Genomic DNA, 17,159 nt, shown 5'->3' on the forward strand with positions numbered 1-17,159 from the left:
ATTCCAGGCCGCGCCCAGTGGGGTGGCCGCCCGAACCCTATCACCCCACTGATTGACAGGAGCCATTCCCATGGCAACCACCCGGCTGACGGACGTCATCTACGGTCCGCTCTTCCTGCCTACGACCATCCAGCGCATCGCGCAGCTGTCGCGCCTGCGGAACTCGCCGATCGTCTCGAACGACCCCGAAATCCAGCGCTTCGCCAACGGTCCCGGCGACATCGTACAGATGCCGTTCTGGAACGACCTCAACGGCGCCTCGAACGTCTCCTCCGACGATCCTGCGCAGACGGCGGTTCCGAACAAGCTGACGCAGGGCCAGGACATGGCCCGGAAGAACCGGCGCAACAACGGCTGGCAGTCCGCCAATCTCGTTGCCGCGGTTCTGGCGGAGGACCCGCTCGACGTCGTGGCCCAGCTCATTGCCGAGTATTGGGTGCGCGACGAGGAGACTGTCCTCGGTCAGGTCGTCAACGGCATCTTCGCCTCGTCTGGCATGGCCGGCAACAAGCTCGACGTCGCTTCCGAAGCCGGTGCCACCACGCCGGTCAAGCTCGACCCGGAAGTGGCCGCCAACGCCTATGCGCTGCTCGGCGAGTACGGCCAGACGCTCTCGGGCGTTCTGATGCACAGCCGCGTCTACTACAACCTGCGTGCCCAGCGTGCGATCCAGAAGTTCCAGGATCCGGTCTCCGGTCTGTCCTTCGACACCTGGGACGACAAGCGCGTCTACGTCTCGGACGCCTGCCCCCGTGTCGCGGGTTCGACCTCCGGTTTCAAGTACACGTCGTACCTCTTCGGCGACGGCGCGCTGGCCTACGCTGAGGCGACGGGCGAGGGCGGTCCGAAGAAGCCGGTCGAGATCGAGAGCGCGGCGTCGGCAGGTAACGGTGAAGGCATTGAAACGGTCTGGTACCGCCGTCACTTCGTGCTGCATCCGCGCGGCATCGCCTTCACGGGTTCGCCCGCAGGCAACTCGCCGACCAACGCCGAGCTGGCCAACGGCTCCAACTGGACGCGCCGCTACGACCCCAAGCTTCTCCGCATGGTCGCGGTCGTCACCAACGGCTGATCCGGCGGGGCTTCGGCTCCGCTTCCCCAACCCTTCATCATGGAGACGGTCCGATGACCGAGAACACGAAGCGTGAGCTGCCGGACGACATCCTCGAGGCCGAGGGCATCGCCCGCGCCGACGAAAGCAAAGTCGAGATCCTGCGCGGCATGGCGGGACAGAACAACGCCTATCAGGACGACCTCGACACGGCTGTGGCCAACGCGAAGGAATCGAACGATCACGTCGACAAGCTCCGCGGCGATCTGGATGATCGACCCGCTGATCTCTCCGGTGTGACACGCCTCTTGTCCGACAGCGCCGGCAATTTTGCGCCGAACATCGAGGTTGCGACCGCCGGCGGTATCGGCGTCGAGGCGAGCAACACCAACCCCGCGACCGGCAAGCCTGCACAGACGGCCGACGAAGCTGGCATCGTGCAGATTCCGGACGGGTGGGAGAGTTCGCACTGGCGCACCCGCGTTGCGCTGGCCGAGCGGATTTCGGGTCGAGACGATGTGAAGGCTGAAGAGGCCAACGACATCATCTCAGCCGAGCGGTCGCGTCGAGGCTGACCCGTGGTTGCGTCGCACTACGGCACCCTCGAGGGAGCAGACGCATTTCATGCTGCCCGAGGAAACGACGCGTGGGTCGGCGCTAGTGAAGTAGCTCGAAGCGCAGCGCTCATCCGCGCTTCGAGCTATATCGACGGTCGCTATCGGGATCGCTTCTCTGGCCGAAAGTCCGGGGGGCGAACCCAAGCGCTCGAATGGCCTAGGCTGAACGCTGCCGACGCCATTGGCGAGCCGATTGCAGACGATGAGGTCCCAGGCGAAGTCGTGCACGCCGCCTATGAGGCTGCGCTTATCGAACTTGGCCGACCTGGCTTCTTTTCTCGCGCATACACGCCGAGTGAGCAGAAGGTGCTGACGGAAGTAAAGGGCATCCGCTGGACCGTTGTTGGTGGCGGAACCGGCAAGGATGGCATGCGACCTGTCGCAACCGCTGTGGACGGATTGCTGTCAGGCCTGCTCATGCCAACTCCGTCCGCCTCTTCGTCGCGCTTTCTGCTGAGGGCTTGAGGATGGAAGATTGGAACGCGATCGCTGCCGAGGTGGCCGATGCCCTGCGCTCCGTCGCGGATGTGTCCCAGCCGGGCGGCTTCCCGGTCGTACTGCGGAAACAGACGAGCGTTGGCGGCGATCCCTGGAACCCGGCCTTCACGAACGCCACGGACTTTCCCCTGCACGCCATCGAGACGGTCCGCGAGGTGCGCGACGCCAGCGGCACGCTGATCGGCCAGTCGGTCCGCACGCTGACGGTGACTGCCATCCCTGACGTCGTGCCGGCAAGCGGTGACACGATCGCGATCGGCGCGGCCGTGCCCGACACGAACACGGAATGGGTCCAGATCGCCGAGGTGCGCCCGCTCGCGCCCGCCGGCATCGCGGTCCTTTACGAGATCGACCTGATCGCATGACCACGACTCGCGAGCGCATCGAAGCGCTGCTCGACACGTTCGACGCGCGGATCCGCGACGCATTCCTCGCGAGCATCGACGACATTCGGTCCGCCATCACGCTCAAGATTGTGGTGGAGCGATTGGAGCGCGGCGACATCGCCGGCGCGATCGACGCCTTGCACCTCGACGCCGATGCCTTCGCACCGCTCGAGCGTGCCATCGCGGAGGCCTACGACGCAGGCGGGCAGGGGCTTATCGCCGACCTGCCGCGCGCAACGGACCCGCAGGGCACTCGCATCGTGTTCCGGTTTGGCACGCGCAACCCGGAGGCCGAGCAACGGCTGCGGGCGCATTCTTCCAGCCTTGTGACGCGGATCGTTGACGACCAGCTTCAGTCGCTTCGGCAAGCGCTCGAGACCGGCCTATCCGAAGGCCGCAACCCGCGCTCCACCGCGCTCGACGTCGTGGGGCGGATCAGCCGAGCGACCGGCAAGCGTGAGGGCGGCATCATCGGCCTCACGGCGCCCCAGGAGCGCTACGTGGCATCAGCCCGTGCCGAGCTTTTGTCCGGCGATCCCGAACAGATGGCGCACTACCTGACCCGCGAGCGCCGCGACAAGCGGTTCGATCGCACGATCATGGCCGCCATACGGGCAGGGAAGGCTGTGGACGCGCAAACCGTGCAGCGGGCGACCGAGCGCTACTCCGACCGGCTTCTCACTCTCAGGGGCGAAATGCTGGCACGCAGCGAGACCATGACTGCGATGGCGACGGCGCGCGATGATGCGATGCGCCAGCAGATCGCTGCGGGAAAGGTCGAGCAGCAGGACGTGACGAAGACCTGCGCTCGGCCGGCGATCGTCGGGTGAGGCACACGCATCGCCTGCTGAATGGGCGTGCTGTCGAGATCGACGGGGTGTTCTACTCGTCGTCGGGCGCGGCCTTGCGCTTCCCCGGCGACCCGAACGCCCCTGCCAGCGAGATCATCGGCTGTCGGTGTTGGGTCGAGTACAAGGTGGACTTCGCCGGTGCGCTGGTCCGCCGCTTCCGAGCGCAAGAGGTCGCGTGATGGCCATGGAGAAGAGCGCGCTGAAGACCGAGCACTGCGGCCCGAAGCGGGGACGCGGCGCATGGTGCCGGAAGGCTGTCGCGAAAGCCCATTCGAACAAATATCGCCGCCGGGCTGACGCGCGTGCCATCCGGCAGGCCATCGTCGAGCGATGAAGTCGTTCGCCGCCCAGGTGTCCGAGTGGGCGCACAAGGTTGAGGGCGCCGTCGAGGTCGTCTTCCGGGAGAGCGCACAGGAGGTCGTGTCTGAGGCACAGCGGCCCGGACCGTCGGTTGCTTCGACGAGGGCAGACATCAAGGCCGGTCTCGGCACCATCGGGCGCGGCAAGAAGAAGCGCGCCATTGCCGGTCCCGTGCCGGCTGCCGGACAGGGCGGGCGCCTACCGGTCGACACCGGGTTTCTCCGAGCCTCGCTCCGAGCTTCCACCACCGCGCCGCCGCCGATCGACAGCCAGTTCGTCCCGGCTGACGGTAAGAAGTACGCCTTCGACGAGAGCAGCATCGAGGCGGTAATCGCGGGCGCCGAGATCGGGCAGACCCTCTACTTCGGCTACACGGCCGCCTACGCGCGAGCGATGGAATACGGATCCGGTGGCGGGCCGGCCTATGCGTTCGTGCGAACAGTAGCTCAGAAGTGGCCGAGCATCGTCGACGCCAAAGCGGCCGAGCTTAAGGGGCGCCTTGGTCTTTAGCCGCAGCGTTGTCTGACGCCGTGAGTAGCGCGAGCTGCAGCATCCCTAGAGAGCGGCGAGCGGCCTTCAGAGCCGTATCAGCGCGAACCGTAGCGCCATCCTCGCTGCCGAGCGCGAGCATCGCAGCATGCAGCCGGTCATAGGCGGCCATGTCGTCGAGCGGTTCTTTGTCGGCCATCATCGGAACGGATAGCACGGAATGCCCGTCGAGACATCGATCATGGAGGCGCTCTACGCGCATCTCGTAGACATGCCCGGTGTGCTGCCGATCGCTTGGCCGAACCGAGCCTTCACGGCGCCCGGTGACGGCAAGTTCCTGCGGGCCCAGTTCATCCCGAACCTCGTCGAGCGGACATCGATCCGATCTGAGGACGCGCCCCGGCGCCGCGGCCTCTTCCAGGTGGCCGTCATGTGGCCGCAGGATCAGGGCGAGACGCTCCCGCGCAACTATGCCGGCAGCATCGCCGAGCATTTCTCGACCGATCTCCGCCTCGTGCGCGACGGCGTGTCCGTTCGCATCACCAGCTACCCGGCACTGGCAGACCTCCTGATCGACGGGAGCCGGGTGATGATCCCCGTCACCATCCCATGGGAATGCCTCGACTGAGGCGAACACGGAGTTTCCCTTATGCCTCGTTTTGCTACAGCCGGGTCGAAGGTCTACATCGGCGCCCCGCTCGACCTGAAGACCACCGATTTCGTCGCGGCGGATTTCACGTCGCAGACCTGGGTCGAGATCGGCGCTCTGACGTCGATCGGATCGGTGGGCGATACCAACGCGGAAATCACCGCTAACGAAATCGGCCTCGGTCGTGACGTCTCGGCAAAGGGTACGGCCAATGCCGGCACCATGACGCTCACGGCGAACATTGACACTTCCGACACCGGTCAGATCGCGCTGCGTGCTGCGCAGAAGTCGATCTCGAACTATGCCTTCCGTATCGTCTTCCCGGATGCCCCCGCGACGGGCGCCAGCCCCAAGGGGTCCCAGCGTCTGTTCGTCGGCCTCGTCATGGGTGTGCCCGAGAACCTCGGCAGCGCGAACCAGTTCGCCACCGTCGACGCCACCGTGAAGATCAACTCGAACGTGGTCCAGGTCGGACCGTCGGCGAGCTGACCATGAAGGCGCCCGTCACCTCCGAGCCCGAGGCGAAAGCCCCGGACGCCGACCCGCGCAAGGTCGATCTCGTGGATGCCGCCGGTCAGCCGATCGGCGTGACCGTCACGCTGAAGGACGATCCGGTTGAGGACGAGACCGTTGGCGAGGACGACACGCCCGAGGCTGCACACGTCCGCCGCCTCGCCAAGAGCATCACGTCGTGGACCTCCATGGAAGTCGACGGCGAAGCCTATCCGTTCAGCCAGGCGCGCGCCGTCCCGCTGCTCACCCGCTACCCGCACTTCGCCGACCAGATCGGCAAGGCCCTGAAGCTCTGAAGGAGCCCGCATGTCCAAGTTCGACCTCGCCTCGCTCGACGCCCTCAAGTCCAATCAGGACGAGGGCATGGAGCTGCAGATCAAGCATCCGATCTCAGGCGATCCCATTGGCCTGACGCTGCGGGTCTCGGGCTACGAGTCCGACGTCGTGAAGCGCCTTCAGCGCAAGCAGCAGAACGAGCGCCTTCACAAGCGCTCGAAGAAGGTCACGGTCGAGGAGATCGAGCGGGCGGGGCGTGAGGTGATCGTCGCGTCCGTGCTGTCTTGGCAGGGCGACGCCGACTTCGAACTCGACGGTCAGCCGATCGGCGAGTGCAACAAGGAAGCGGTGGAAGCCCTGATCCGCCGCTTCCCCTTCATCGGACAGCAGATCGACGATTTCGCGGGCGACCAGTCCAATTTTTTGTCGAACTGACAGACCAGCTTTGCCGCGCCGTCCGGCACACCCTGTTCCTCGCGGAACGGGATGAGAAGTCCGGCATCACGCGGCGGGAAAGCTGGGAAGAGGCGGGCGTCGAGATTGAGGAGCCGGAGGTCTATGACGCCGGCTCCCATCTCGTCGAATGGTTCTGGGATGCGGACAGCCTGTGCGGCTCAACGGGCTTCGGCCTCGTGCCGCTTGATGCTCTCCGCATCCAGGCATGGGCGGGGCTGACCGGTACGACAGTCGAACCCTGGGAAGGTCGGATCCTGCTGGAGATGTCCCGTGCGCGCCAGCAAGGGCCGCAGGAGGACTTGCAGTCCGAGGCGCCGGTCACGCAGGCGATCAACCCGGCCATGTTCGACGCGCTGTTCGGGTAGGAGGAGGTCAGGCTGGGGCAACGGTCTATGACGATGGTCGGGAATGCGCCCAGGCCTCACTCGTCTCATTTTCGCCGTTGGAACGGTTCTGCTTGGCGGTTTGTCCGCCGTCCGAATTGTTGTCGATATGATCGGCTATTCGACAACCCCCGACGATGCGAAGGTTGCAATGGGTCTGCTGCACGACCTCCTAACATACCTTCTTCGTACGCCTTGGTGGGTGTTGCCGAGCCTCACACTGCTGGCGGGTGCGGCAACGTTCTGGATCTTCAAGCTTACCTACTCGCGAGAGGTGGTGATCCGGAGCGATACGCAGGTGGTCGATATCCGCTCCGCAGCGGACATCGCGATCGACTGCTCGAAGGGTAGAACATTTCTATTCCGGCCAATTGCTGACACGACAGTCAGTGCGCCTATCGACGCGCAGGAGGGCGTGTTTCGGCTGTTCGTCCTCACGGGAGCCGATGCGCGCAACCTAACCTTCAATGCGGACTTCGAAGCCGTATCTGGGACCGAACTGTCGGTCGCCTTGGCCGCCAACCGTATGTTCGAGTTCCAAATCGTCTCGATCAAAGATGGATCGCGCTTCCGCCACTTCGTCACCGATCCAGCCGCGTTCGTACGGGAGGTGCAGAAGGGGGTACACAAGTCGATGGCTTACGCCCTGCACTACGGGGGGTGAGACTCTGCGGGTATTATGCCTGACCTCGGAATTCCGAGGTGACGATCGGGTAGGGGCTTGCTAGCTGCTACCCGCCTGGAGTTGGCGTCGCGACAGGTTCGAGATCGTTATGTCTCTTAAGGACCGCGAAAATCTGCCCAAGCCAACGATTGGCTGCGATGTAGTCCATAACGTCGGCGTCGAGCCAGACACCCTGGTCGTCATGATCGGGGTCAGGGAAGGTGAACGTATGTCCGTCCGCTGTTTCCCAACCCATACCGTCATCGTACGAGTCGCCGTAATAATGGCATCCAGCTTCTTCTAAAAGCTCGACAACCTCGTAAAAGTCATAGCGGCTCAAGCGACTCGACGCTCTCGGCGATCCTCGGCAAACTCCTGCCGAGCTTTGCGCCGCTCATCCATGCGCTTAAGCATCGCAATAGCTGAGCGCACCGAGGATTCTGCTCGTTCCTCATCCGCAGGATTCAATGAAACGAACAGGCCATCAACGGTAGCAGACGTGTAGACAAGCTTTTGCCCGATCTGCTGCCGCGTGATTTCGTGACCATCTATCGTGAACATCTAGGACACCTTTCGACGCACCGTGGCGCATAACGGTGCATGAATGACACCACGAATATGCACCCCGCATACCGAACAATCAATGAACTCACGATGAGTTTCACCAACAGGATCGGCGTATGACCAACATACCGTACAGCGTAAGCACGACGTCGCATCGCTGAGGGGCCAGTGCCGGCGGAGGTCGCTCGTGCCCATGCTTTCTCCGACGGGAACGAGCGCGCTGGCTTTTATGTGGGACTGCCATTCATCGCGCAGAACGGCGGCACCTTTGCCGCGCCCGACACGGAAGAAGTCGGTTCCTGGATCGAGGCGCTGGTAGAGCGCAAGATCGATCTCGCCGAGTTCGACGCTAGGCTGCGACCGTTCGTTGTGCTGCGCTGATTGGCTCACCCCATCTGTCAACGGTGGACAGATGGGCGGCCAGGCCAGCCTACCTGAACGACGAGAAGCACACATTCTCCGTCAGGTCGTCCGTGGTCCCGCAGAACGATCCGCGGTCGAGTTCGTAGAACGTCGCGGCTCGGCCGTTCAGCTTCCATCGGTGAAACTGACCCTGATGTGGCCCCTGCTGAATAACGACCGGCTTCGGCAGTCCGGGGATCGCGAGGCGATAACCTTTCGACGTCTGCTCGATCTTGCACGGACCGTCCGCGAAGGCATCCGTCTTCGTGTTCAGGTAATCGCATGATGCTGCAGACGCTTCGGTTGCGAGAAGCGCAGTGGCGAGTGCCATGGCGAGAGAGTGGGCGCGCATCAGAGGCCTTCCTGAATATCTAGGCTTCAGCTGTAGGAAGTCTGCCCGGCCTACTTCTTCGGCAGCAGGCGGCGGCCGATCGTGTCCAGAACCTCTTGAGAGTCGATCGCCCCGTCGGGACGTGCCGATCCCTTCACGAGCCGAATGTAGACCGTCGCGCCCGGCTGATAGGCAGAGCTGGTGCTCGCGGGAGTGACGGTGTAACCGCCGAACCCGTTGGGGTTCACCATGCCCGGCGTGGAATAGGTCGCAACTTGGCTAGAGTCCTGGATGTCACCTTCCCTGACGAAATAGCGCGATCCATTCGATTGGGCCGTCTGCGCCGCTTTCAGCAACAGATAGTCGCCCACGCGGCTCGATGGTGTGTTCTGGTTGACCAGCGCTGAGACGCGGTATCGGTCGTATCCGACCTGCTCTGCCCGGACACCGCCGACGACTGCGCTTGATCCCTCCTCTTGGTAAGGCGTCTGACACCCTACCAATCCAACGCACAGCGCAACCGTAAGAATCGAACGTCGCATCCAGCACACTCCCGAGGCGAAGAGCCATTCGGGACATAGCGGCGGCGACGTGTCCAGACAACGCAGAAGCATTTGCACAGGCGTCCTTTGGGGCGCCTTTTTCGTTGGAGCATGCCCGTGGCCGATCTCGCCGTCCTTGGCCTGCAAATCGAGAGCGATGGTGCGCTGAAGGCGTCCAACGACCTCGACAAGCTGACGGCTTCCGCGACCAAGGCCGAGAAGGCGACCGATAGCGCCGGCAAGGCGTCTGAACAGGCCTCCACGCGGATGGCGGCGGGCTCCAAGGCCGTCGAGCGCCTCCTGGCCGCGATTGAGAAGGTCGAGCGCGCAGTCCGCGACCAGAGTGCCGCGCTCGGCAACATGGGCGGCGCCATGGGGCGCGTTGAAGCACAGATGGAAGCTGCTTCGAAAGCCGCACAGGGCGTCGCTGCAAGCGTCAGCGGGGCAGGAGCGGCTGCGACTAAGGCGGCGGCACAGGTCGCCACGCTTGGAGCCAGCGGATCCTCTGCGGCAGCCGGCATCGCTGCCACGGCAGCAGGCGCGGCGTCGATGGGCGCAGGGCTCGTCGCAGCCAACCAGAACGTGAAGCTCACGAGCAACCAGCTTCTGAACCTGTCGCGGCAGGCGAACGACGCCTTCACGATGCTGGCCTCGGGATCCGACATCACGCAGGTGTTCGCCACTCAGATCGGCCAGGTCTACGGGGCGCTCGAGGAAGGGCCGCAGGGCCTCCGCGGCTCTTTGAAGGCGCTCGGCTCGGCAATTCTAGGCCTCATCACGCCGACCACACTTGCAATCGCCGGGCTTGCCGCAGCAGCTGCGGCTGCTCGCTACTTCGGCAACGACACGGCCGCGAACATGGAGAAGGCCGAGAAAGCAGCCAAGTCCTACGAGAAGTCGATCCAGTCGCTAAAGACGGCTCAGGGCGACCTCGGCGGCGTGATGGGCCGCATCTTCGACCGAGCAATGATCCAGTCGGTGGACGACGCGCGCCGCCAGCTTGCACTTCTGGCCCAGGAGCAAATTCGTGCCAAGAAGGCGATCGGCGACACGCTGGTGGATGCCGGCATGCCCGGCATGCTGGAGACGCTGAATCCACTCGGCCCGATGCGCGAATTGTTCCGCATGGGGGAGGGCGCGACCAACAAGGGCACGTTCGGTTACCTCGGTGCGGAGTTCGAGGCGGGACGTCGGTCGGCGCAGTCCTTGCGCGAGGAGGTCGAGAAGATCCTGCTCGACGACCGCTTGCCGGATGACTTGCGCGAGCTCGGCAATCGGATGCTGGAAGGCGCCAAGCAGGCCGCTGAGGTCGAGGCTCGCATTAAGGCCATCACCACGGCCATCCGCGAGCAGAAGCGCGAGCTTGCGACCGAAAACTACAAGAAGGCAACGGATGCCTTCGACCAGTTTTTGCCGAACAACCGCACTCAGCGCGAGCAGATCGAGCAGGCCTATCGCGAGCGTGTCGCTGCCATTCAGTCGCTGCAGGACAATCCGCGCGCCATGGAAGGCCGGATGAATACGGCCGAGGCGCAGCGCCTTGCTGCGCTGAAGGAGATCGACCGCCAAGAGGAGGTGATGCGCCAGGGGCGCGAGCTCGACATCAAGGGTATCAACGCGCAGACCGTCGCCGAGCGCGCGCTTCTGGCGGCTGAGCGCGAGCGCTTGGCGTTGTCGGAGCCGGGGGCGAACAAGGGCGAGGTAGAACGCAAAGCTTCGGCCGCATCGCTGATGGTCTATGCGCAGGCTGAGCGGGAGGCTGCAGAGGCTGCTCGCCAAGCCCGCGATACCCGCGATCAGGCCGGCCTCGAAGGCTACGCTGCGCAGGTAGCGGCTGTGAACGCGCAGTTCGCGGAGCAGATCAGGCTGGCCGAGGGCTCGGAGGCTGCTGTCCGCGATTTGACCGCGGCGCGCGACGCTGAACTTGAGGCGCTCGAGATCTCGACACGGCGTTCGCTGTTTTCGTCGCAAGAGCAGTCGCTCCGACAGCTTCAGGCCGAAGCCGGCATGATCGGCATGAATGACGACGCGCGCCGCGTTGCGCTCGCCACGCTGCAGGCAGAAGCCGACCTGCGCCGTCAGGGCATCGACCTGAACGGCGCGTGGGGCCAGAGCTACGTCGATAATGCGCGCGAGATTGCGACGCTGGAGAACGCACTCGACAAGCAGCAGGAAGCATTCGAGAGCCTGCGCGATGCGGCCGGCGATTTCTTCTCGTCGCTCTCGTCCGGCAAGGGCATCCTAGAATCCTTCGTCGGCGCGTTCGCGCAGCTTGGTAACAAGCTGGCGTCGCAGGGGTTCGAAAAGCTGTTCGGTGGTCTGTTTGGAGCCTCGCAGCCAACTGGACTGAATGCCGGGCAGATTGCGTCTGGTGTCGGTCAGGCCTTGAGCCAGTCGCCCCAGGTCTACACCGCTCCGATCGGCCGCGTGGACCGCGCTCCGCTTCCGCCGCTCGTAACCGGTGAGGGGTTCTCCGCTTCCAAGGCTGCCAGTGTCGCGAGCCAGTCCGTGCCAGCGCGCGTCTGGAACTTCTTCGCCGGAAAGGGCCTGTCGGCACACCAGATTGCCGGCATCATGGGCAACGCGCGGGCGGAAAGTGCTTTCGACATCGGTGCCCGTGGTGATGGCGGGGCGGCGCTGGGCCTTTTCCAGTGGAACGATCGCGGCCCCGCTATGCAGAAGTTCGTCGGTTCCGATTGGCGCAGTGATCTTCAGGGACAGCTCAACTTCGCTTGGAAAGAGCTCCAGACGTCCGAAAGCCGCGCCTACCGCGCACTCCTGCAAGCGACCAATGTCACTGAGGCCACCGAAGCCTTCCTCGGCTTTGAGCGGCCCCACGGCTACAACACTGGCGTCAAGAACTCGCACAACTACTCCGGGCGGCTTCGTTTCGCGAATGAGGCCTACGGGGAGTATGGCGGCTCAAACGTCGCGTCTTCGAAGAGCGACGCGCGGGTCATCGAGAAGGCCACCGCGACCGGGACGGAGAAGGGATACACCCGCGCCGTTGAGAACTACGTGGGCGGGCAAACCAATTCGGCGTCATCTGCTGGCGCTGGATTGTTTGGGCCTCGTGGCCAAGCCGGGATGAGCGTACTCGGAGCGGGTCTCGGCGCTTTCGGCTCCGGTTATCAGTCAGGATCCCCGCTGTCCGGCGGCCTATCCGGCGCCCTCGGGGGCTACCAGGCGGGCGGGGCGATTTCGTCGTTCTTGGGCATCGGTGCAGGAGCGGGCGCTGCGTTGGGCGTCGTCGGCGGCGCTGCGCTCGGTATCCTTGGCGGCATCCTCGGAGCGCGGAAGCAGCGCGAGCAGGCGCATCGCGACAAGGCGGCGAAGTGGGAAGAGCTGCGCCCGCAGTACGAGGCGTTCGACAAGTCGCTGTCCGGCGACGGCAACGGCCAGCTGCGGCAGTGGATCACCGAACAGGAAGGGGCCTTCGCGCAGTTCCGGAAAGTGGGCGGCGACGCCTGGAAGTACGGCCAGGGCAACTCATCGGCGCAGTTCGCGTCGACCGGGACCAAGATGTGGACCCGGTTCATGGAGATGCAGGAGGAGTTCCGCGAGGGCTTCACCGACATGGTGGAGGATCTATCCTCGGGTGAAGGCCTCGGCGGCGCGTTCGCCAAGGGCCGAGCGGCGACCAAAGATCTGAAGAAGCAGATCAAGGACATGATCGACGACGTGTCGATCGCGTTCGGATCGGACGATATCGGCGTCGGCGTCAACGGGGCTTGGACTGAAGCGTCCAAGGCCATGGAGGAGACGCGCAACAAGGCGATCGCCGAGGCGAAGGTGGCCGCCGGCGAATACGCCCTGTCGCTCCTCTACACGGCGGAGACGACCTCGGACGTCGAGAAGAGCCTCGACGGCTTCCGCGGCACTGCCGCTGGCCTGCAGAAGGTGCTGACTGATCTCGGCTGGACGGCCGAAGCCGCGGCGGCCGACATCGACGATCGTCTCAGCCAAGCGATCGCCAAGATGGGCGAGACCTTCGTCGACGGGTTCCAGCAGCAGATCAACGATCTGTCCGGCAAGGGCTACCTGAACGACATCGCGGACCTCGTGAAGAACCGCGACACGAGCCTCAACGACACCAAGCTGCTCGGCGTCGACCCGTCGATCGTCACGAAGTGGTTCGAGCTCGCGCTGCAGGACATCGTGTCGAACGCAGACCTGACGGCACAGGCCCTGGAGGAGCTAAAGAAGAAGTTCCCCGAGCTGGCGAAGGTCGCGCTCGCCGTCACGTCGAAGATGCAGGCGGACTTCGACCGGGCCGTGTCGGATCGGGCCGAGGCCGAAAGCCTGCTGCGCGCCGAGTACGAGCGGACGGTCGACCGGATCAAGAGCATCACGGACTTCCTGTCCGACATCGCTCTCGACGACAACCTGTCGACGCTGAGTGGCAAGGAGCAGTTCGACGCCGCCCAGAAGGCCTACCGCGAGACGCTGTTCAAGGCGAACGGCGGCGACCGGGAGGCGCAGGACAAGCTGCTCGGCGTCGGCCAGGACTATCTGGACGAGGCCAAGGCCTACTATGCCACGTCCGAGGCCTACGGCGCCGTCTACGCTGAGATCAACTCCACCCTGAAGGCCTCGGCCTCGAAGATGGAGACCGAGCTCGACGTGGCGCGCCGACAAGCGACGTTCCTTGAGGACATCGTCACCAGCACCAAGGGCCTGTCCGGCCTGCTGGCGGACTTCCTGAAGGCGCAGTCGGCCGTCGACAAAGCCTACGAGACGATCAACGGCAACCGGAACTGGGGCGCGATGGCGGACCAGAACAAGGCCATCATCAAGGCCTTGTCCGGTGCCGGCATCCAGTACAGCGGCAACTTCGGTGGCGGCCAGTTCCTGGAATGGATCACGCAGCAGTCGACGAAGCAGCAGGCCATCATCCAGCCGATCGTCGACGGCATCGTGGCACAGTTCGCTGGCAAGAGTTTCGCGCTCGGTGGCTACACTGGCCCCGGCGGTATCAACGAGTTCGCCGGGATGGTTCATCGCGGCGAGGTCGTCTGGAACCAGCGTGACGTCGCGGCCTGGGGCGGGCCAGCTCGCGTCGACGCTATGCGCGTCGCGCGGATGCCGGACATGCCGAACGCCTCGGCTGGTGCCGGCGACAGTGCGGCGCTGATCGCCGAGGTCCGCGAACTGAAGTCGCTCATGCGGGCGCAGGTCACGACCACGGGCTCGGGTCTTCAGCGCGTCGCCGTGGCAACGGAGGAGGGCACTCGCTCGTCCCGCCAGGCCGAACTCGCCGCGCGCCGGTCGTCGAACAACAAGCAGGCCGCATGATCTACCTGATCGAGATGGAGCCGGTCGTGGAAGCGACCGGGGAGACAAGGGTGCTGCGCTACGGCTCGGCACCCTTCGTCACCCTACCGACGGACACGCCCGCCAACACCGAGTTCGAGGAGCGCGTCGCCGACCCCGGCAACTACGAGCGGTTTCTGTTCAGCCGCGGCCGCACGCGCGGGGAATCGTCGGTCGGCGGCGGCGACATCGTGCTGGTGAACGCCGACGGTGAACTGGACGATCTGCTCGATCTCGCCTTTGACGGACGTCGGTTCACGATCTGGGGGCTGGAGGACGTCGACGCGCCGTGGTCGAGCCGCCAGACCATTCTGGTCGGCACCATGGAGCAGGCGACGTTCCCAGGCCGGAAGGTCGAAATCCGCATCCGCGATCGCCTCGACCTCCTGCGCGAGCCGCTCCAGACGCAGCGGTTCAAGGGCACCACGACCTCCGGCGACTCCACCGAGGCAGAGGGCAACGTCGACCTGAAGGACGTGCTGGTGCCCGAACTATTCGGCACGGCGCGCACCATCCCGCCGATCGTCGTCGATCCGTTCAATCGCATCTTCCGCGTCGCGCGGCGGCTGGACGGGATCACGGCCGCCTACGACACCGGCGTCTTGCTGACGGCGACGCAGGACTACGCGACGTTGGCATTGCTGAAGGCCGCGACGCTCCAGGCGGGCCAGTACGCGACTTGCCTGGCGTTCGGCTTGATCCGCACGCAGACGACGTCCGGCAGTCTGACGGTAGACGCTTATGAAGGCGCGACGTTCGCCGACCGCTCGGCTGCGCGCATCGTGCAGCGGATGATGCCGGGCACGATCCCGCTGTCGGCGGGCGATTTCGACGCGCTGCACGCCGCCAACCCAGCCGAATGCGGCCTGTGGATCGGCACGAACGAGGTCACGATCCTCTCGGTCGCGATGGCCGTCCTGAATAGCGTGGGCGCTTCGCTCAGCATCGATCGCTTTGGGATTGTGCGCGTGCGCCGGCTGGAGCTTCCGATCGGCGTGGGGGCCATCCTGATCGACGAGACGAACATCCTCGACCGCGGCGAGGGCTTCTCGCGCTCGGCGCCAAGTGACGACGGGCAGGGCGTACCGTCCCCGTCGATCACGCTGCGCTGGGGCCGGTCGAACACGGTCTACAGCGAACAGGATCTGAAGGGCGTCGCGACCACCGAGGCCTTCCGATCCTTCGCGACGCAGGAATGGCGCGTCGAAGAGGTGAAGAGCGAAGCGAACGAGGCTCGGCACCCGAAGGGTCCGAAGCTGACCTTCGACACCTGCTTCGCCAACCGCGACGACGCGCTGGCCGAGGCGAACCGGCTGATGACGATCTACGGCGCCCGGCGCGACGTGTTCAACGTCGAAGTGGCGAGCGACGAAGTGGCAACGCTGGACCTCGGCGACGTCGTGACCCTCGCCCCCGATCGATTTGGCATGGCCGACGGCGTGCCCGCGCGCGTGACCGGCATTGTCTCGACCTATGCGACCAACGTCACCGAACTGGAGCTCTGGCGCTGATGGCTCGCTGCCTGTTCCTCTATCCGAACCTGTCGGACGTCCGGAAAGGCGCGACGCCCGGGGCCGATCTGAAGGGCGGCAACTGGGTGCTGCCGCTCGCCAACGTTCAGAACCGCCGTCTGTCGAAGATCGCGCGGTCCGCATCTACAGCACCTGCCGACACGCAGTTCGAGGTGACGTTCGATGCCTACGGCGAGGTCCGGGCGATCGTGCTGGTGAACCACAACTTCTCGCCCGTCGCGCGCTGGCGCATCACGGGCTGGGACGACGACGGCTCCTACTTCGACAACGCCTACCAGATCGAGACGGACGTCTATCCGACGCTCGGCTACCCGGAAGATACGCCGTTCGAGCAGGCGAACTGGTTCGATCAGAAGCCGCTTCTGCAGGATTTGGAAGGCTTCACGCAGAACGCGATCCACGTCCTGCCCGAGCCCTACTACCTCCGTCACTGGCGCATCGAACTGATTGATGACGACAACGAGGCGGGCTTCCTCCAGTTCGGCCGGCTCTGGATGGCGACCGGCTGGCAGCCTTCGCACAACATGAGCTACGGGCAGTCGGCGCTCGCCTTCAACTCGCTGACGACGGTCGAGGCCGCGCTGTCCGGTGCCGAGTTCTTTGACGTCCGCGCGCCGTTCCGCACCTTCGCGATCGGCTTCGAGTTCCTACCGCAGCAGGAGGCACTCGACCGCGGTCTCGAGATGATGCGCCGGGCCGGGAAGCACGGCGAGGTCTTCTACATCCACGACCCTGACGACGCCGCGAACCTCACGCGAACCAGTTTCCTCGCCCGCTTCGAGGAGCTGCTGCCGTGGGAGCAGGTGGTGTTCCAGCGGGCCAACATCGGCTTTCGGCTGAAGGAGCTTCTCTGATGGCGTTCACACCGGAGGAAGCCGCGGCCGGTACGCGGCTCGGCCTCTACAACATCGGCAAGGTCTCGCCGACGAACCCGTATGGCCTCGGGCAGGGCGGCCAGCGCAACTACATCAGCGCTGCGGACGACCTGTCACTGTTTGGATCGGCGGTCGTGCGCGAGACGCAGGCGCTGCTGGCGCTCGTCCAGGATCTGACCGACCAGGCGCAGCTTGCCGCCCTTCTCGTCGAGGGCGGGCCGGTCTCCACCGTGCAGGTCGGCGACGGCCCCATCCAGAGCGGTGCGGTCAAGATCGACCTGTCGGCGCTGTCGGCGCAGGTCAACACCGCCCTGCAGCAGGTCCAGACGGCGCAGGCGAACCTCGTCGCCGCGCAGGCCGGTCTTCTCGACGACGCCATCTCCTACAACCGCGCCTTCGGAGCATAA

General features: G+C 64.9%; 23 protein-coding genes. 19 read left to right on the plus strand and 4 right to left on the minus strand.

What is annotated here, in order from left to right; all coding sequences use genetic code 11:
* Nucleotides 1–70: 70 nt before the first annotated feature.
* From ACLNGM_RS15025 to ACLNGM_RS15090, 14 genes are all read left to right on the plus strand, one after another.
* Nucleotides 71–1,072, plus strand: coding sequence for a major capsid protein (locus ACLNGM_RS15025; RefSeq protein ID WP_416355549.1), 1,002 nt, complete (start codon nucleotides 71–73; stop codon nucleotides 1,070–1,072).
* A gap of 53 nt (nucleotides 1,073–1,125) precedes the next feature.
* The gene (locus ACLNGM_RS15030; protein ID WP_416355550.1) at nucleotides 1,126–1,626 is read left to right on the plus strand and encodes a hypothetical protein; all 501 of its coding nucleotides are present in this window, start codon (nucleotides 1,126–1,128) and stop codon (nucleotides 1,624–1,626) included.
* Nucleotides 1,627–1,629: 3 nt separating this feature from the next.
* Nucleotides 1,630–2,133, plus strand: coding sequence for a DnaT-like ssDNA-binding protein (locus ACLNGM_RS15035; protein WP_416355551.1), 504 nt, complete (start codon nucleotides 1,630–1,632; stop codon nucleotides 2,131–2,133).
* 2 nt (nucleotides 2,134–2,135) lie between these two features.
* The gene (locus ACLNGM_RS15040; protein ID WP_416355552.1) at nucleotides 2,136–2,531 is read left to right on the plus strand and encodes a hypothetical protein; all 396 of its coding nucleotides are present in this window, start codon (nucleotides 2,136–2,138) and stop codon (nucleotides 2,529–2,531) included.
* A complete protein-coding gene (locus ACLNGM_RS15045; protein ID WP_416355553.1) occupies nucleotides 2,528–3,382 on the plus strand; it encodes a head morphogenesis protein in 855 nt (284 codons plus the stop codon). The genes ACLNGM_RS15040 and ACLNGM_RS15045 overlap by 4 nt, the downstream gene beginning before the upstream one ends.
* Nucleotides 3,379–3,582 (plus strand): hypothetical protein, encoded by a 204-nt coding sequence (locus ACLNGM_RS15050; RefSeq protein ID WP_416355554.1) that lies wholly within the window; start codon nucleotides 3,379–3,381, stop codon nucleotides 3,580–3,582. Before ACLNGM_RS15045 ends, ACLNGM_RS15050 begins: the two co-directional genes overlap by 4 nt.
* On the plus strand, nucleotides 3,582–3,737 hold the full coding sequence (locus tag ACLNGM_RS15055) for a hypothetical protein (RefSeq protein WP_416355555.1): 156 nt from the start codon (nucleotides 3,582–3,584) through the stop codon (nucleotides 3,735–3,737). The genes ACLNGM_RS15050 and ACLNGM_RS15055 overlap by 1 nt, the downstream gene beginning before the upstream one ends.
* On the plus strand, nucleotides 3,734–4,273 hold the full coding sequence (locus ACLNGM_RS15060; RefSeq protein WP_416355556.1) for an HK97 gp10 family phage protein: 540 nt from the start codon (nucleotides 3,734–3,736) through the stop codon (nucleotides 4,271–4,273). The genes ACLNGM_RS15055 and ACLNGM_RS15060 overlap by 4 nt, the downstream gene beginning before the upstream one ends.
* Nucleotides 4,274–4,472: 199 nt before the next feature.
* The gene (locus ACLNGM_RS15065; protein ID WP_416355557.1) at nucleotides 4,473–4,880 is read left to right on the plus strand and encodes a phage tail terminator-like protein; all 408 of its coding nucleotides are present in this window, start codon (nucleotides 4,473–4,475) and stop codon (nucleotides 4,878–4,880) included.
* A gap of 21 nt (nucleotides 4,881–4,901) precedes the next feature.
* Nucleotides 4,902–5,390 (plus strand): hypothetical protein, encoded by a 489-nt coding sequence (locus ACLNGM_RS15070; RefSeq protein WP_416355558.1) that lies wholly within the window; start codon nucleotides 4,902–4,904, stop codon nucleotides 5,388–5,390.
* A 2-nt stretch (nucleotides 5,391–5,392) separates the two neighbouring features.
* On the plus strand, nucleotides 5,393–5,710 hold the full coding sequence (locus ACLNGM_RS15075; RefSeq protein WP_416355559.1) for a hypothetical protein: 318 nt from the start codon (nucleotides 5,393–5,395) through the stop codon (nucleotides 5,708–5,710).
* A 10-nt stretch (nucleotides 5,711–5,720) separates the two neighbouring features.
* A complete protein-coding gene (locus ACLNGM_RS15080) occupies nucleotides 5,721–6,125 on the plus strand; it encodes a hypothetical protein (RefSeq protein ID WP_416355560.1) in 405 nt (134 codons plus the stop codon).
* Entirely contained in the window at nucleotides 6,023–6,511 is a 489-nt protein-coding gene (locus ACLNGM_RS15085; protein WP_416355561.1) for a hypothetical protein, read from the plus strand. The genes ACLNGM_RS15080 and ACLNGM_RS15085 overlap by 103 nt, the downstream gene beginning before the upstream one ends.
* Nucleotides 6,512–6,554: 43 nt before the next feature.
* A complete protein-coding gene (locus ACLNGM_RS15090; RefSeq protein WP_416355562.1) occupies nucleotides 6,555–7,193 on the plus strand; it encodes a hypothetical protein in 639 nt (212 codons plus the stop codon).
* A 67-nt stretch (nucleotides 7,194–7,260) separates the two neighbouring features.
* Here the strand turns inward: ACLNGM_RS15090 and ACLNGM_RS15095 are convergent, their stop codons facing one another.
* Both ACLNGM_RS15095 and ACLNGM_RS15100 read right to left on the minus strand, forming a co-directional pair.
* Complete coding sequence (locus tag ACLNGM_RS15095; RefSeq protein ID WP_416355563.1) at nucleotides 7,261–7,533, minus strand: hypothetical protein; 273 nt, start codon at nucleotides 7,531–7,533, stop codon at nucleotides 7,261–7,263.
* A complete protein-coding gene (locus tag ACLNGM_RS15100) occupies nucleotides 7,530–7,754 on the minus strand; it encodes a hypothetical protein (RefSeq protein WP_416355564.1) in 225 nt (74 codons plus the stop codon). Before ACLNGM_RS15100 ends, ACLNGM_RS15095 begins: the two co-directional genes overlap by 4 nt.
* A gap of 234 nt (nucleotides 7,755–7,988) precedes the next feature.
* Between ACLNGM_RS15100 and ACLNGM_RS15105 the strand changes: the two genes are divergently transcribed.
* The gene (locus ACLNGM_RS15105) at nucleotides 7,989–8,138 is read left to right on the plus strand and encodes a hypothetical protein (RefSeq protein WP_416355565.1); all 150 of its coding nucleotides are present in this window, start codon (nucleotides 7,989–7,991) and stop codon (nucleotides 8,136–8,138) included.
* Between the two features lie 49 nt (nucleotides 8,139–8,187).
* On the opposite strand, the gene ACLNGM_RS15110 is transcribed toward ACLNGM_RS15105, so the two are convergent.
* Both ACLNGM_RS15110 and ACLNGM_RS15115 read right to left on the minus strand, forming a co-directional pair.
* Nucleotides 8,188–8,511 carry a hypothetical protein gene (locus tag ACLNGM_RS15110; RefSeq protein ID WP_416355566.1) on the minus strand — a complete coding sequence of 108 codons (324 nt, stop codon included), beginning with the start codon at nucleotides 8,509–8,511 and terminating at the stop codon, nucleotides 8,188–8,190.
* A 50-nt stretch (nucleotides 8,512–8,561) separates the two neighbouring features.
* Nucleotides 8,562–9,032, minus strand: a complete 471-nt coding sequence (locus ACLNGM_RS15115) for a CC0125/CC1285 family lipoprotein (protein ID WP_416355567.1) — start codon at nucleotides 9,030–9,032, stop codon at nucleotides 8,562–8,564.
* 117 nt (nucleotides 9,033–9,149) lie between these two features.
* On the opposite strand from ACLNGM_RS15115, the gene ACLNGM_RS15120 reads away from it, so the two are divergent.
* From ACLNGM_RS15120 to ACLNGM_RS15135, 4 genes are read left to right on the plus strand one after another with little or no spacing between them, the layout of a single operon-like run.
* Entirely contained in the window at nucleotides 9,150–14,327 is a 5,178-nt protein-coding gene (locus tag ACLNGM_RS15120) for a phage tail tip lysozyme (protein WP_416355568.1), read from the plus strand.
* Nucleotides 14,324–15,856, plus strand: a complete 1,533-nt coding sequence (locus tag ACLNGM_RS15125; RefSeq protein WP_416355569.1) for a hypothetical protein — start codon at nucleotides 14,324–14,326, stop codon at nucleotides 15,854–15,856. Before ACLNGM_RS15120 ends, ACLNGM_RS15125 begins: the two co-directional genes overlap by 4 nt.
* Complete coding sequence (locus ACLNGM_RS15130; protein ID WP_416355570.1) at nucleotides 15,856–16,731, plus strand: hypothetical protein; 876 nt, start codon at nucleotides 15,856–15,858, stop codon at nucleotides 16,729–16,731. The genes ACLNGM_RS15125 and ACLNGM_RS15130 overlap by 1 nt, the downstream gene beginning before the upstream one ends.
* Nucleotides 16,731–17,159 carry a hypothetical protein gene (locus ACLNGM_RS15135; RefSeq protein ID WP_416355571.1) on the plus strand — a complete coding sequence of 143 codons (429 nt, stop codon included), beginning with the start codon at nucleotides 16,731–16,733 and terminating at the stop codon, nucleotides 17,157–17,159. Before ACLNGM_RS15130 ends, ACLNGM_RS15135 begins: the two co-directional genes overlap by 1 nt.

The organism is Aureimonas phyllosphaerae, assembly GCF_047943035.1.
Taxonomy (GTDB): domain Bacteria; phylum Pseudomonadota; class Alphaproteobacteria; order Rhizobiales; family Rhizobiaceae; genus Aureimonas; species Aureimonas phyllosphaerae.

Excerpts from the sequence above, each read along its gene's own strand:
- ACLNGM_RS15025 (WP_416355549.1), top strand. The coding sequence starts at position 71 with ATGGCAACCACCCGGCTGACGGACGTCATCTACGGTCCGCTCTTCCTG.
- ACLNGM_RS15030 (WP_416355550.1), top strand. The coding sequence starts at position 1,126 with ATGACCGAGAACACGAAGCGTGAGCTGCCGGACGACATCCTCGAGGCC.
- ACLNGM_RS15040 (WP_416355552.1), top strand. The coding sequence starts at position 2,136 with ATGGAAGATTGGAACGCGATCGCTGCCGAGGTGGCCGATGCCCTGCGC.
- ACLNGM_RS15045 (WP_416355553.1), top strand. The coding sequence starts at position 2,528 with ATGACCACGACTCGCGAGCGCATCGAAGCGCTGCTCGACACGTTCGAC.
- ACLNGM_RS15055 (WP_416355555.1), top strand. The coding sequence starts at position 3,582 with ATGGCCATGGAGAAGAGCGCGCTGAAGACCGAGCACTGCGGCCCGAAG.
- ACLNGM_RS15060 (WP_416355556.1), top strand. The coding sequence starts at position 3,734 with ATGAAGTCGTTCGCCGCCCAGGTGTCCGAGTGGGCGCACAAGGTTGAG.
- ACLNGM_RS15065 (WP_416355557.1), top strand. The coding sequence starts at position 4,473 with ATGCCCGTCGAGACATCGATCATGGAGGCGCTCTACGCGCATCTCGTA.
- ACLNGM_RS15070 (WP_416355558.1), top strand. The coding sequence starts at position 4,902 with ATGCCTCGTTTTGCTACAGCCGGGTCGAAGGTCTACATCGGCGCCCCG.
- ACLNGM_RS15075 (WP_416355559.1), top strand. The coding sequence starts at position 5,393 with ATGAAGGCGCCCGTCACCTCCGAGCCCGAGGCGAAAGCCCCGGACGCC.
- ACLNGM_RS15080 (WP_416355560.1), top strand. The coding sequence starts at position 5,721 with ATGTCCAAGTTCGACCTCGCCTCGCTCGACGCCCTCAAGTCCAATCAG.
- ACLNGM_RS15090 (WP_416355562.1), top strand. The coding sequence starts at position 6,555 with ATGCGCCCAGGCCTCACTCGTCTCATTTTCGCCGTTGGAACGGTTCTG.
- ACLNGM_RS15100 (WP_416355564.1), bottom strand. The coding sequence starts at position 7,754 with ATGTTCACGATAGATGGTCACGAAATCACGCGGCAGCAGATCGGGCAA.
- ACLNGM_RS15110 (WP_416355566.1), bottom strand. The coding sequence starts at position 8,511 with ATGCGCGCCCACTCTCTCGCCATGGCACTCGCCACTGCGCTTCTCGCA.
- ACLNGM_RS15115 (WP_416355567.1), bottom strand. The coding sequence starts at position 9,032 with ATGCGACGTTCGATTCTTACGGTTGCGCTGTGCGTTGGATTGGTAGGG.
- ACLNGM_RS15125 (WP_416355569.1), top strand. The coding sequence starts at position 14,324 with ATGATCTACCTGATCGAGATGGAGCCGGTCGTGGAAGCGACCGGGGAG.
- ACLNGM_RS15130 (WP_416355570.1), top strand. The coding sequence starts at position 15,856 with ATGGCTCGCTGCCTGTTCCTCTATCCGAACCTGTCGGACGTCCGGAAA.
- ACLNGM_RS15135 (WP_416355571.1), top strand. The coding sequence starts at position 16,731 with ATGGCGTTCACACCGGAGGAAGCCGCGGCCGGTACGCGGCTCGGCCTC.